Origin of the sequence: Streptomyces lucensis JCM 4490, assembly GCF_014650035.1 — a bacterium.
In the GTDB taxonomy this organism is placed as follows: domain Bacteria; phylum Actinomycetota; class Actinomycetes; order Streptomycetales; family Streptomycetaceae; genus Streptomyces; species Streptomyces lucensis.
Window position 1 is genome coordinate 315,828 of record NZ_BMUE01000007.1, and the last position, 12,679, is coordinate 328,506.

Consider the following 12,679-nt stretch of genomic DNA (forward strand, 5'->3'; position numbering starts at 1 on the left):
ACCTACGGGGCCCCGGATCTTTCCGACGCGGGGACACAACCCGGACGTGGTCGCTGACCAACGGCGAGGAGCCGTCCGATCAGGTCATTCTGACCCACGATCTGCAGCCCGGGCACTCCGGACGGTCAAGGTCTCAGCACCCTGCACCTCGGCAGGTGACACCGTTAAGTGCGCCTACGGCACTCTGCAGCCCGGCGAGAGCCGCACCGGCTCGATCGTGGCCGAGGCCCCCGTAGACGCGACCGGACCGGTGCCTGTCGTCGGCTGGGCGGGGCCGGGTAGCGGTGGGTGTGGGCGAGGCGGCAGGTGAGTCCGACGTGAAGAAACAGGGGCCGCCCTCGCCCTCGGCGCCGTCGAAGATCCAAAGCCCCCGCCGGTACGGGACCCGAGCGGACGCCGGCAGCTCACCAAGGTAGACAGACCGCTGATCCTCATCGGGCGGACCAGCGGCCGGTTCGCTCGGCAACGGCAGGTGCTGGCGGGGGTCATCCGGTGCGCAGTGTTGCGCGAGGGCCGTCAGCGCTGCGGCGTGGTGCCTGGCCGGAACGTCACATACGAGCTGTAAGAGAATCCGCCCCCGCTGACCGTGTTACCCGTGACCGCGACATCGCTCACCGGCGACACGAATCCGACGGTGTCCGCGGCCACACGGACCGCGTTGCGCTGAGCCCCTGAGCTGCCTGCCGCCACCGTCACCTGGTTGTCCACGATGTCGACTCCCGAGATTGGGTTCGGACCCACCGGGACCGGCGACTCGCCGACCGTCTTCCCTGTGAGAGAGCTGACGTAGATGCCACCACAACTCTTGTTGATCGTGTTGCCGCGGACGGTGATGCTCGTGGTGTTCATCGCGCCGATGGCGTCCCACTTGGCGTTGTCCACGACATTGCCCTCGATCAGGACGCGGGCGTGTACCTGACCGACCTTCTCGCCGCCGGTGTGGGAGCCGACCAGCTTCGCCCAGGCGGGCTGGGAACCGGACGCACCCGCGTAGTTGCGCAATACCTGCACGTCCACGGTCGGTGTGCCGTCGCTTGCGCCGGCCCAGGTGTTACCGGAAAGGGGCAAGTCGAGCTGGACCGCCTCGCCGTGCCACAGACCCTGCGTCGGATCCTCGACCCAGCCCTTGAAGAAGCAATCCCGGACCACGCCCCGACGCACGGCGTTGAGCTCGACCGCGTGCCACCACTTGACGTTCCAGACCGTCACACCTTCGACTTCGACGTCTTGAGTATGGACGAACGTCAGCACGTTCATGGGCGGGGCCTTGTCGGCACGGGCCCGAGTTGCGCCGGAGTCCTCCCACACCCATGCGGAGATGGGATCCCACTCTCCGCCCTTGACCATGATGTTGCCAGGCGCCGAGTAGCCCGTCGTGGCGGAGCTGGGAACGTGGTTGATCAGCATGGTGGCGGCCTTGGCGCCACTGACAGCGGGCGCGGCGAACTTGCCCTGTTCATCAGTTTCGTACACAGGACTGGGCGAGTGCTGGTTCTTGCAGTCCAGCGTGTAGTCCTTGATGGTGGTACTGAACTTGGCGACGAATCGGGCACCGGTCGCATCCAAAACCGTGTTGCCACCGATGACCAGGGTGTCGAGCAGCGTGTAGGTGGGGACGCCCTCGTAGCCGGCCTTCACGATGATCCGGCCCTTGCTGTCGACGCCGTCCGGCCCGGCAACGCCCGCCGCCGCATTGTCCAGCGCCTTGCGCAGAGCAGTGACGTGGGCCGCCTCACCCGAAACGGACGGGTTGATGCCCGCGGAGGCCGGCGCCGCCGATGCCAGACCCCCCCCCCACGACAGCGGCGGCACCGACCACCACTCCGCCGCGCAGCAACCCTCGGCGACTGATCCCTGCCATATCCGCCCCCAGCTCTCGATACCGGCTACCCCAACTGAACAGCCGTGTGATGACCCTACGGCACCGGTCCAAACCTTCACGAAATTTCGCCATCACCGCATGATCCTCGTCCTTTTCCCTCGAACTCTGGGTCTTTCGAACGGGTCCAGGACCGGTACGGCGCCAGCGCACCCCCTCGGCCAGCAGGACCCGGCGGACCTGCCTGCGACCAATCCGGATGCCCAGCCGCATCGCCTCAGCGGCCAGCGCGTCGAGAATCCACTCCGGTGGCCCGGCCTCGTCCGCCGCGGCAAGGTCGCCGCCCGCCTGCACCGTCAGGCGCCCCAGTGCAGGCTCTCTGACAGGCCGATGATCTGAGAGCGTTCCGCCTCGGAGATCCGTCGCTTGCGGCCCTGACCGCCCAGGTCTTCCAGCCCGCCCAGGCCCATGAGGTTGAAGCGGTGCAGCCAGCGGCGGACCGTCTTGGGACCGCACCTCAACTCGTCTGACATGACAGGCACGCGCTGTCCAGACCAGCTCAGCTCAGCTCAACCGTCCGTGCTCATGACCAGATCGCGAGGCGCCTTGCGCGCTCGTGCCAGTCGATGCACGAGTTGTTCCTCGTTCTCGTCACGGCTCGGCCGTGCCCGTAACACCACCGTCCAGCACCCGCCCCCGAGCAGCCGAACTGCCCCGCCACCAGGACATATACCCAGTGAAAGAGGAATCCAGCACTAGATGATCGACTCCAGGGGTTGCTGATCTCTGGTCGTGACATTTGAACTGAGTAGGCGCAGAATCGGCTCGTGAAGTGGATGGACAACGCACGCAAGAGGCGGCAGGAGGCCGGAGAGCTTCGTGAAAGGGCACTGGCAGCCGTTACAGCTAGCACACTCTGCCATGACTCACGCCCGTTCACACAGGTCAAAGTCATCTGGGGCACCGCGCGCTCCTCGATGGACGCCGCCTACGAGGCCCTCCTGATCGAGGCGTACAACCTGGGCTACGACGCGGTACTGGGCGTTGGCTTTACCTCCCCCGCTCATCCACCGGGCGGTGGTGGTGGGTACAGCAGCGTGAACTTCATCGCCTACGGGACTGGTGTCACATGGACGAACAAGTAGTTCGGCTTGATTGAAGCGACGTCAGGGACCTCGTCGCCGCCCAGCCGGCCAGACTCTGATCTACGGCAAGAACTACTACGGCTGCGACTTGGAAAGCCGAACTCGCCCAGCAAGACATACCCGTTGCGCGCTTTGCCGGAGCAGACGGCGGTGTGCAGCTTCGTTGTGAGCGGGGTCGACCGGCTCCACCCAGAGGGTGCGGTAGCCGTTCGAGTCGCCTCCGAGCTGAAGCGAAATGCGGTGGTCGTACTCGGCATCCTTGAGGCTGCCCTTATAGCCGTAGGAGGCGGCGTTCGCCGCCTCCTCCTTGCGGGTGATCGCCGCCGGCGGCCGAATGTTCTTGGTGTAGCCGCCCTTGCGGCACATCGCCGACGCCAGGTTCGCCTGCGTCACCGCCGACGAGATCGCACCCTGCCGGGTTCCACTGAGGAAGCCGGGTCCAGCACGGCAGTCGGCCCCTGCACAAGGGCGGCAGGGGGCAGGGAGGAGCGGCGGTGCCGAGTCCGTGACGCCGCTTCTGTCGGCGGTCAGGGGTTGAGTGGTGTGGGTGCGGGATCGGGATGAGCGGCCAGCCATTGCTGGAGTTCGCGGTGGCGGAAACGGTAGGCGGTGCCTGCGTAGCGCAGCAGTCCCGCTTCGCAAGCCCAGTCCAGGAACACAACCAGCCGGAACGGCAGTCGACCCCGCGAGCATGCCAGGAAAGTCCAGCGGGTGGTTGCGGCACTCGAGTCTTGTGAGGTGGTCCTCGCCCCATCCTGGCGGGCGGACACCGAGGAGGGAGCCAGGGGCGCCCGGCGCGACGCGCTGACCACCTGCGGCTGCGTGGTGCTGATGCTCGCGGTGGTCATCGCCCTCGCCCTGCTGTCGAACTGAGCCCGGACGCGGGGCGCACTCCATGGGTCTACGCCGCGACGGTGCCCATGGGCCTTCACCGGTCACACTTGCGGTCATGACCAATCCCAACGGGGTGGGTGAGCCGCCCGTCCCATATCCGCTGACCGCGTCGACCCTGTCCGTCCGGCTGACCTTCGACGGACACACCCTGAGCATCACGCGCCGGCTCTGGCCACTGCCCTGGGGGCGCACCAGACGCATCCCGCTGCACGATGTGATGGCCATTGAGGCGTGGGTGCGCGAGAGGAACCCTGGTCTGGATGGGGGGAAGACGATGAGCTCCTACCGGGTACGCCGCTACCTGCAGGCTCAGCAGCACTCACGGGACATCCGGATCAGGCGGTCCAGGAGTGCCACGGCCGATGACTTCCGTCGGTTCCAGGACGCGGTGAATGAGGCGGTGGTCGATCACGCGCGCGGCATCATCGACGCCAGGGGGCCCGGGGCGCCTACCGGTCCGGCGCACTGGGACGCCGGGTTCCAGGCAACGATCGCCCACGGGCTGCGCACGCCCTACCCACTGGCCGAGGACCCCCGCTTGAAGAACCTCACCCTGCTTCCCGGCTGGGCCGTGCAGAAATCCGGCGCTTACGTACTCCACCAGCTACGCCTCCGCGACGGCGCCCTCCTCGAGTGGCACAACTTCCTGCACGAACCACCCGCTCCCTCGGCTCCGCAGTGACGCCTCTTCCTCCTCGCCGCCCGGCCGTTACACAGGGGGCGAGGCCGTGGTCAGCGAGCGCAAGGACGTGCGCACCTTCATTAGGGGCTCCTCTCGGGGGATCGAACGGGCCCGCAGTCAGTGGCGGGCCGAAGGGGTGCGGCCGTAGCACCGCTCAAAGCGCTTCACGCGGCCCGTAGTGTCCACGACACGTGCGTTGCCGGTGTAGAACGGGTGGCTCGCCGATGAGGTCTCGACGTCGACGACCGGGTAGGTGATGCCGTCCTCCCGCTGGAGCGTCTGCCGGGTGTCGATGGTCGAGCGCGTGAGCAGGTGCCGGGGCGCGGGCGCGCCGCAGTCGCTGCCACGGCCGTGATTCTTGCCGAGGCGGTCGCGGCCTGGGCAGCGTCGTAGCCGGTGACGAGCCAGGCTTGGAAGCCACTGGGGAAGGGGCCCCGGTGGACGGGGCCGGCCTCGCGCATCCGCTCGTCCAGGGGGTGCGGGTTGCTCCTGTACGGGCAGCCCATCAGCGGTCATTGCGGTGGGTACGGCGATGAGCGCGGCCCGCTGGCCGGTTCTTCATCGTGGCCGGGCAAGAAGAATGGCGACGTCGTCCTGGGGTGATGCGGGCAGCAGGTGGGCGAGGAGGCGGTCCCGGGTTTCCCGGAGCGTCTGGCTGGGCCCGCGCAAGGCGTGGGCCAGCAGGTGCATGCCGTGGTCCACGTCGTGCTCGTGGCTTTCGATCAATCCGTCGGTGTAGAGGACGAGGGTGTTGCCGAGCGGGAGCGTAACCTGTTCGGACTCGAAGGGTGCTTCACGAGCCGTTTGCCTACACGGGGAGAGGACACGGCAGTGAACCAGCAGGACCGCATCCTGCATGCCTGGGGCGATGCACCGATCTACGACAAGCTCATCGTGGAACGCGGCCATATCCCCGCCCAGGTGAACACCGAAGCCGCCCGCATCCTGAAGGATGCGGAGCGCAGCATCGACTTCGGTCCGCGGCTGCCGTACATCCCGCTCTGAACCGCGCGCCGTGTAAGAGCTCCGGGCGCGATGAGGTCAGGCGCCCGGGGGTCGCGGGACCGGAGCGCTGGTGGAAGCAGGCGCGTCCTGTAAACCGCACCTGATGCACGTCACGTTCATGGGATGCGGTCCTTCGGATGCTGCTCAGCTATCGCGGTGCGCAGCGGGCTGCCTTGTCAGCGGGGGCGCGTAGCGTTGGCCGGCACACCGAACTCGCATCAGGAAACGCCATGCCACGTTGGAGAGCAGTCCGTTTCCGTCGCCGTGCCGGCCGTGCGCACGCGTCGGCCGTGTCGGTCGTCGGTCCGGCACGGCCAGGCGTCGTGCGCCGACTACGGCTGCGCCCGCGCCGAGTGCAGCCAGGCAGCGCTGCGTGCCCGCCGCCCACCATATGCGGCCGCACGGTGGGCTGCCCGGCTGCGCGAGCATCCCGCACCTCCGCCGACGCCATCCTCGGCATCCCGCTCCCCGCCCGCCGCAACCCCGGCGCCCCCGGCCTGACCTACACATGAGGTGTTTGCCGTCGAGGTCGGTGGCGAGCCGCTGGGGACCGCTCATCGTGCCGGGCACCGTATAGGTGGCCTGGGTCGTGCCAGTGCGAAGCTTCACTTGGCGGGCTCCCGATCGGTGGTCGGCGGCACGCGCCGCTCGTCGGGTTCTGCGGTAGCCGCACAGGCCTTCATCGCGCAATCGGCACTCGGTGACGGTCACGTAGACGTGGGCGTCGAGGTCGGGCCAGTTGCCGGCGCCCGTGCGCAGTGTGTTGCCGCGGCCGTATGACGGGCAGGGTCTGTGCTCGGTGCGGCTGCGTTTCGCGGCGCGCTGGGGTCCGCTGTCGCGGCGGGTCTGACCCATCACGACTGCTCAGCGCGGCTCCGGGTGCCGCGTCTGGTGTGCGGCTGGTCCATGGGGTGGGTTCTCCGTTCGGGGCGTGGCCAGGCAGCCCGGGAGAGCGGGTTGTGTAGTCACCGCTCCCCGGACCGGTGCCCCGACCGTGGCGTGGCGGCGAGCAAGGCACGCAACCCCACTCGCCGGACGCGGCGTGAGGGCCAACCGTGCCGGGCGCGACGGACGGCATGACGCAGCCGGCCCCGCCTCCTCTGGTCGCAGAAGGCGGGGCCGTGGGATGAGGGTGGCCTGTCGGCAGCCGGTGTTCCGGGCCTGGCCCTCCGCTCCCGCCGGTCGGGAGGTCGATGACAGATGCGCGCCGACCAGGTGGTCGACCGCAGTCAGCAGGTCGGTTGTCGGCATCGTTCCGTCGAGTACGAGATCGGCCCGATGCCGGGAGGGGGCGACGTGCGATCGGCGGCGCTCCGAAGTGATCACGCAGGCGTCGTCGGCGGCGGACCAGGAGACACCGGTCCCCACCGCGGACTGACCGGGCGAACGGGATGCGGCGTCCCCGGCGGGCGTCGCGTCGAGCCCCGTCGCCGCATTGCCGGCAGTCGAGGAGGATCTCGTCCCGTAACGAGGGCCGGCGCAGGTCTGAGACGGGCGCTTTGCGAAACGTTCAAAGTACAACGGTTCGATTTCTGTACGCGCCAGGGGCTGACACCGGGGTCCTGGTGCGCGATAACGTGCGCGCTCGGCCTGATCATCGTACTGTCCGGGGACTGTTATGCCTGATCCTTCCATGCCGCCGGACGACCAGCCGGCGTCGCCCGTGAGGCCCCGTGTGACGGCCGAGTCGCCGGCCGGGTCCTTGAGACGGCGTCTGGTGCTGTCGTCCGTGCTGCCGCCGAGCGTGGTCGCCGTGACGGGTGCGGTGGCCACCGCGCTGGTCGGCGATGGCCGCCTGGACCAGGCGTACCAGGGCGCTGTGTTCGGCGGCGTTGTGCTCATCGGGACCGTGGCGGCCGCGATCGCGGGCATGCGGGCTTCGGCGGAAGCACGAGCAGTCACCGAGCACTGGGAGGAGCTGTCCCGCGCAGCAGACCGAAACCGTGCCGAGCTGACCGAGTTGACCCGTGCCACAGCCGAGGGCAGAGCCGAACTGGAGTCGCTGTGCCGTCGGCTGCGGGCCGGGGAACGCCCTGTGCGGGGCCGGCCGGAACTCCCGCCGCAGACCGGCCCGGACGAACTCTCCCGCCTCGGATTCGAGATCGCCGTGGCCCGGCACGAGGCGAAGGCAGCCCTGCTGGAGACCGCCGCCTCCGCGATCGGCACGGAACACCACTCCCGGCTGGAGCAGTTCGAGGTGTTCGCCAACCTGGCGCGCCGTCTGGAGTCCCTGGTGCACCGCGAGATCGGCCTGCTGGACGACCTGGAGAACGAGGTCGAGGACCCCGACCTGCTCAAGGGGCTGTTCCGGGTGGACCACCTGTCCACCCGGATCCGCCGCTACGCCGAGAACCTGGCCGTGCTCGGCGGCGCGAACACCCACCGCCAGTGGACCCGCCCCGTCAGCCTGACCGACGTACTGCGTTCCGCCGTCGCCGAGATCGACCAGTACGCCCGGGTCAAGCTGGTCCCGCCCGTCGAGGGGTCGGTCAGCGGCCACGCCGTGGTCGACGTCGTCCATCTGCTGGCCGAGCTGCTGGAGAACGCGACGGTCTTCTCACCGCCCCAGACCACCGTGCACGTACGGGTGGAGCCCGTCGCCGCGGGGGTGGCGATCGAGGTCGAGGACCGGGGCCTGGGCATGTCCGCGGCCGTGCGCGGTCAGATGAACACCGTCTTGAGTACACCCGACAAGGTTGCGCTGGGCGAACTGCTGCAAGACGGCCGGATCGGCCTGTACGTGGTCTCCGTCCTGGCTCAGCGACACGACATCGCCGTGCAGTTGCAGAGCAACGTCTACGGCGGAACACAGGCCGTCATGGTGCTGCCCGAGGCACTGCTCGGTCCGCAGCCGGCAGCTTCCGCGCCGGCGCCCCACACCATCCCGGTCCCCGAGGCGGAGCCGCACGACCGGACGGAGACCGAGGCGGTGGACCTCCCGGCGACGGAGACGACCGTCGCGGATCCGAGCGTGTCAGATTCCGCATCCGGGCCCGCCCCGGCCCCGTCCGACGGCGAGGACGACCGCCCGCGGCTGCCTCAGCGCCGCCGTCAAGACCACGCCGCCGAAGTGCCGCAACCGGTCGGCGGCACCGGTGCTGCAGAGGACATCGAACACGACCCCGGCCTCATGGCCGCATTCCAGACCGGACTACGCAGGGCCGAGGAAGCGGAGACGCCCTGATGGCCGCAGCCGCCCTGAAGGCCCAGGGTCCGTACAGCGAAACGTTTCTTTCTGCCGAATAGGAGTACACGATCGTGGCGAGCGAAGACCTTTCCTGGCTGTTGACGGGTCTGGTGAACCGGGTGCCGCACACCCGAAGCGCGTTGTTGCTGTCCTCGGACGGGCTGGTGAAGGCAGCGGAGGGGCTCGACAAGGACGCCGCGGACCAGTTGGCCGCGCTCGCCAGTGGGCTGTACTCGTTGGCGCGCAGCGCGGGCCGGCACTTCGACGACGGCGGTGACGTGCGACAGATCGTGACGGAGCTCAGCACCTCGCTGCTGTTCGTCTCGTCCGCCGGGCACGGCGCGGTGCTGGCGGTGCTGGCCGGACGCGATGCGGACGCGGCGGTACTGGGCTACGAGATGGGCATGATGGTGAAGAGCGTGCGTCCGCACCTGGCCACACCGCCCCGGCACCCGGTGGGGTGACCGATGACGCCGGTCCTCCCAGACGGACCGCAGCTCGACGAAGCGGCCGGGCGGCTGGTCCGTCCCTACACGGTGAGCGACGGCCGGACCAGGGCCACGTCCCACTTCACACTGGTGACCACGGTGCGGGCCACCGGCGCCCGGACGCAGGGCGTTTTCGGCCTGGAGCACGCGCAGGTGCTGGCGTTGTGCGAACAGCCCGTGAGCGTTGCCGAGGTCGCGGCCCGGATGCAGGTGCCCGCCGCCGTGGTCAAGGTACTGCTGTCCGATCTGGCCGAGGGAGGTGCGGTGGTCGCAGGTGATACCCGCCCGGCGCCCACGGACCACTCCGCACGACCTGATCGAGACCTCCTGGAAGCGATACGCGATGGCCTCCTCAAACGACTGTGACCCGCTGCCCGCCGACGTCCTGCCGGTGGGCGTCAAGGTGCTGATCGCCGGCGGGTTCGGCGTGGGAAAGACCACCTTCGTCAACGCGCTCAGCGAGATCGAGCCGCTGAGCACCGAGGAGATGCTGACCGCTGTCAGCGCGGCCACGGACCGACTGGACGGAGTGGAGAACAAGGCCACCACCACGGTGGCCTTGGACTTCGGCCGGATCACGCTCAGTCCGTCCCACGTCCTTTACCTGTTCGGCACGCCCGGGCAGGAGCGCTTCTGGTTCATGTGGGACGAACTCTCCGAGGGAGCGCTCGGGGCGGTGGTTCTCGCCGACACCCGCAGGCTGGAGCACTCCTTCGCGGCGGTGGACTTCTTCGAGCGGCGCGGCATCCCCTTCGTCGTCGCCGTGAACGAGTTCGACGGGGCTCACCGCTACCGCGGGGAGGAGGTGCGGACCGCGCTCGACCTCAGGCAGGAGGTGCCGGTGGTGCTGTGCGACGCCCGCGTCCAAGTGTCGGGCATCCGCGTGCTGCTCGATCTCGTTCAGCATCTGATCACGACAAGGAGTTCCCATGGCAGCGACACAGACCAACCCACCGTCCGGGCCTGAGTCCGGGATCGCCCTGCGCCATCTGCTCCTCCCCCCGGAGGACCCACAGGTGCGCGCCCGTTCCGAGCGGCTGCGCGAGCTGGGCATCGATGCTCGTCCGGACGCCGAACTCGACGCCTTCGCACGGGAGCTGGCACAACGCACCGGCGGCTGCTACGCCGGGGTCAACTTCTTCCTCGACGCAGACCGCCAGTACTTCGCGGGGTTGTACAGCGCCGCGCAGGACACCACGGCTCATGTGGGGCCGCCGTTGCTGGAGGAACCGGTGCCCGGCCGCGTCATGCCCCGCGACATCGACATGGGCATCTGCCCGCACGTGGTCAAGCGCCGCCGGGCGCTGGTGCTGGAGGACATCCGGGACTTTCCCCGGTTCGCCGGCAACCCTGTGGTCGACGCGATCGGCGTCCACTCCTACTTGGGCGCACCGCTGATAGACAGCACCGGCATGGTGCTGGGCACCATCTGCGTAGTCGACCAGGACCCACAGCCGTGGGGGCGCGAAGGGCTGGAAACCATCAAGGCCATGGCTGCCGAACTGGTCGAGCGACTGGAGGAGTCGGCGAGCCGCCGCGGCTGACCGGCACTGCCGGACGCGCAACGGATCGATCTCCATGGGGTGGTGTACGAACGTGTCGCCGACGCGCTGGTCGCGTCCCGGTCCCCGCTGCCGCCGCCGGCGGAGCGCAGGCGGTTGTGCCAGGCTCACGCGCTCACCCTGGACGAGGTGGCCGCAGCGCTGCAGGTGCGGCGGGCGACCGTCGGCGCCTGGGAGTCGGGCAAGACCGAGCCGAGGCCCCCGGAGCGGGAGGCGTACGCACGCTTGCTGGAGCAGCTCGCCAAGCTCTACCCCGCTCCTGAGAGCACCCGTGCCGGGCAGGAGGACACCGCGGTGCCGCAGACGTGCCACGGGCTCGGGCGCGGTACGGACCACCACCTTCGACAACGCCAGTGGCACCTGGTCGGCGCCGAGGACGCTGTCCTCCGGCGACGCCCAGTACACGTCCGACGCAGTCATCACCCCCGACGGCTCGGTCCATGTGCTGTGGCCCGAGCTCGACGCCGACCAGCAGCACGAGTCCGTGTGGGAGTCCACCCTGGCCAGCGGAAAGTGGACGTCCGCGCGCCGAGTGGGTGGCGGACGGTCGGTGCACGTCGAGATCGCAGCGGACGCCGTCGGCTCCGCCACAGCCGTCTGGGGAGCGTCGTCCACCGTCTCCTCCGACACGGAGGTGATGGCCTCAACCATGACCTGGCCCACCCTCCAGGTGACGGAGAGCACGGTGCCGGCGAAGGTGTTCCTGAACGGCACCAGCTCCCACAGCGCCGCCTGGAAGCCTTCCTGGACCACCAACTCCCCCGTCGCCTCCTGGACAGTCACGCTCAAGGACACCGCAGGGCGGACCGTCCGCACCCTCACCGGCAACCCCGGCTCCGCCACGACGATCGCCCCGGTCTGGAACGGCCGCACCAGCACCGCCGCGATCGCCGACAACGGCAGACTCACCTGGACGCTGAAGGCCGTCCAGTACGGCTCCGGAACTGCGTCGACGCTGCAGACCGGCACCATCGCGGTGGCCGGCGGCAGGCCGGCCTTCCGTGACTTCAGCGGCGGCGCCGACATCGTCTCCGACGGCTTCGGCGACCTGCTCCGACTCGACACCTCGGGCAGGCTCCAGTGGCTCCTTGGCACGGGCCGCGGCGACTTGACGGGCGGCGAGATCGGCGGCGGCTGGTCGACGAGCATCAAGGCCGTGCCGTTCGGCGACCTCAACGGTGACCGCTGCAACGACCTCCTCGTCCGCCTCGGCGACGCCCTGCGCGCCTATCAGCCGGGCTGCGGCAACGCGCCGTCGGCCGCGAGCACGCCCTACAACACGGTCTCCAGCACCGGCTGGAAGCAGTACGACATCCTGACCCACCCCGGTGACGTCACCAAGGACGGCCGCCCGGACCTGATCGCCCGCAACTCCTCCACCGGCGCGGTCTACCTCTACAAGGGCACCAGCACCGGCACCCTCTCCGCGCGCGTGAAGCTGTACGCAAACTGGAAGACGTACAGGAAAGTCGTCGGCGCCGGTGACCTCAACGGCGACGGCATCGGCGACCTGATCGCGCAGGACACCTCCAACAACCTGTACCGCTACTACGGCAAGGGCAACGGCACCTTCGCCGGCCGCGTCAAGATCGCCAGTAATTGGGGCGGCTCCTACAACGTGGTGGCCGGCGTCGGCGACATCACCGGCGACGGCACAAGCGACCTGATCGCCCGCGACACCGCCGGCAACCTCTACCGCCAGTCCGGCGACGGCAAGGGTTCGTACGGCACCCGCGTCAAGATCGGTAGTGGCTTCAACCGTGCCAAGGGGCTGTTCTGACAGTCCTCCGGTAGCGCGGGCGTGGGGGCTCGCGAGCCCAGTGGGGGCCACGTCACCCTGGTGCGGGGTCAGGACCGGAAGAACACGATGACTGTGAGCCGGCCCCGGCTCGGTCCC

At 69.2% G+C, this 12,679-nt stretch carries 14 protein-coding genes and 1 pseudogene; 10 read left to right on the forward strand and 5 right to left on the reverse strand.

All coding sequences use genetic code 11. The features are described from left to right. Window positions 1–516 precede the first annotated feature (516 nt). Together IE177_RS18700 and IE177_RS34960 are read right to left on the reverse strand one after the other, a co-directional pair. A complete protein-coding gene (locus tag IE177_RS18700) occupies window positions 517–1,812 on the reverse strand; it encodes a hypothetical protein (protein ID WP_190016476.1) in 1,296 nt (431 codons plus the stop codon). Between the two features lie 363 nt (window positions 1,813–2,175). Next, a complete protein-coding gene (locus tag IE177_RS34960; RefSeq protein WP_229816118.1) occupies window positions 2,176–2,352 on the reverse strand; it encodes a helix-turn-helix domain-containing protein in 177 nt (58 codons plus the stop codon). Window positions 2,353–2,646: 294 nt separating this feature from the next. Between IE177_RS34960 and IE177_RS18710 the strand changes: the two genes are divergently transcribed. Next, a complete protein-coding gene (locus tag IE177_RS18710; RefSeq protein ID WP_190016477.1) occupies window positions 2,647–2,964 on the forward strand; it encodes a hypothetical protein in 318 nt (105 codons plus the stop codon). Between the two features lie 75 nt (window positions 2,965–3,039). Here IE177_RS18710 and IE177_RS18715 read toward each other — a convergent pair whose 3' ends face one another. Beyond that, a complete protein-coding gene (locus tag IE177_RS18715) occupies window positions 3,040–3,357 on the reverse strand; it encodes a hypothetical protein (protein WP_190016478.1) in 318 nt (105 codons plus the stop codon). A gap of 345 nt (window positions 3,358–3,702) precedes the next feature. Here IE177_RS18715 and IE177_RS35440 point away from each other — a divergent pair, with 345 nt between their 5' ends. Then, window positions 3,703–3,837, forward strand: coding sequence for a hypothetical protein (locus IE177_RS35440; protein ID WP_268253170.1), 135 nt, complete (start codon window positions 3,703–3,705; stop codon window positions 3,835–3,837). Window positions 3,838–3,913: 76 nt separating this feature from the next. After that, entirely contained in the window at window positions 3,914–4,540 is a 627-nt protein-coding gene (locus IE177_RS18720; protein ID WP_190016479.1) for a hypothetical protein, read from the forward strand. A gap of 117 nt (window positions 4,541–4,657) precedes the next feature. On the opposite strand, the pseudogene rpmE reads toward IE177_RS18720, so the two are convergent. Beyond that, window positions 4,658–4,852 (reverse strand): annotated as a pseudogene (gene rpmE, locus IE177_RS18725) (50S ribosomal protein L31); the annotation flags it as partial. Between the two features lie 246 nt (window positions 4,853–5,098). Then, window positions 5,099–5,449, reverse strand: a complete 351-nt coding sequence (locus tag IE177_RS18730; RefSeq protein ID WP_308431575.1) for a SpoIIE family protein phosphatase — start codon at window positions 5,447–5,449, stop codon at window positions 5,099–5,101. Between IE177_RS18730 and IE177_RS18735 the strand changes: the two genes are divergently transcribed. The 7 genes from IE177_RS18735 to IE177_RS18770 all read left to right on the forward strand — a co-directional run bounded on the left by IE177_RS18735 (window position 5,372) and on the right by IE177_RS18770 (window position 12,562). Continuing rightward, the gene (locus IE177_RS18735; RefSeq protein ID WP_190016572.1) at window positions 5,372–5,545 is read left to right on the forward strand and encodes a hypothetical protein; all 174 of its coding nucleotides are present in this window, start codon (window positions 5,372–5,374) and stop codon (window positions 5,543–5,545) included. The two genes, IE177_RS18730 and IE177_RS18735, sit on opposite strands and share 78 nt — an antisense overlap. Window positions 5,546–7,220: 1,675 nt before the next feature. Then, window positions 7,221–8,729 carry a sensor histidine kinase gene (locus IE177_RS18740; protein WP_229816119.1) on the forward strand — a complete coding sequence of 503 codons (1,509 nt, stop codon included), beginning with the start codon at window positions 7,221–7,223 and terminating at the stop codon, window positions 8,727–8,729. 74 nt (window positions 8,730–8,803) lie between these two features. After that, window positions 8,804–9,196: a roadblock/LC7 domain-containing protein gene (locus IE177_RS18745; protein WP_106960650.1), complete on the forward strand. Its 393-nt coding sequence runs from the start codon at window positions 8,804–8,806 to the stop codon at window positions 9,194–9,196. A 3-nt stretch (window positions 9,197–9,199) separates the two neighbouring features. After that, window positions 9,200–9,586, forward strand: a complete 387-nt coding sequence (locus IE177_RS18750; protein WP_190016482.1) for a DUF742 domain-containing protein — start codon at window positions 9,200–9,202, stop codon at window positions 9,584–9,586. Continuing rightward, a complete protein-coding gene (locus tag IE177_RS18755) occupies window positions 9,564–10,187 on the forward strand; it encodes a GTP-binding protein (RefSeq protein WP_190016483.1) in 624 nt (207 codons plus the stop codon). Before IE177_RS18750 ends, IE177_RS18755 begins: the two co-directional genes overlap by 23 nt. Further along, window positions 10,150–10,764, forward strand: coding sequence for a GAF domain-containing protein (locus tag IE177_RS18760; RefSeq protein ID WP_190016484.1), 615 nt, complete (start codon window positions 10,150–10,152; stop codon window positions 10,762–10,764). The genes IE177_RS18755 and IE177_RS18760 overlap by 38 nt, the downstream gene beginning before the upstream one ends. 289 nt (window positions 10,765–11,053) lie before the next feature. Continuing rightward, a complete protein-coding gene (locus tag IE177_RS18770) occupies window positions 11,054–12,562 on the forward strand; it encodes an FG-GAP-like repeat-containing protein (RefSeq protein WP_373305113.1) in 1,509 nt (502 codons plus the stop codon). Window positions 12,563–12,679: the final 117 nt, after the last annotated feature.

Excerpts from the sequence above, each read along its gene's own strand:
- IE177_RS34960 (WP_229816118.1), bottom strand. The coding sequence starts at position 2,352 with ATGTCAGACGAGTTGAGGTGCGGTCCCAAGACGGTCCGCCGCTGGCTG.
- IE177_RS18720 (WP_190016479.1), top strand. The coding sequence starts at position 3,914 with ATGACCAATCCCAACGGGGTGGGTGAGCCGCCCGTCCCATATCCGCTG.
- IE177_RS18730 (WP_308431575.1), bottom strand. The coding sequence starts at position 5,449 with ATGGCCGCGTTCCACGATGAGCTTGTCGTAGATCGGTGCATCGCCCCA.
- IE177_RS18750 (WP_190016482.1), top strand. The coding sequence starts at position 9,200 with ATGACGCCGGTCCTCCCAGACGGACCGCAGCTCGACGAAGCGGCCGGG.
- IE177_RS18755 (WP_190016483.1), top strand. The coding sequence starts at position 9,564 with ATGGCCTCCTCAAACGACTGTGACCCGCTGCCCGCCGACGTCCTGCCG.
- IE177_RS18760 (WP_190016484.1), top strand. The coding sequence starts at position 10,150 with ATGGCAGCGACACAGACCAACCCACCGTCCGGGCCTGAGTCCGGGATC.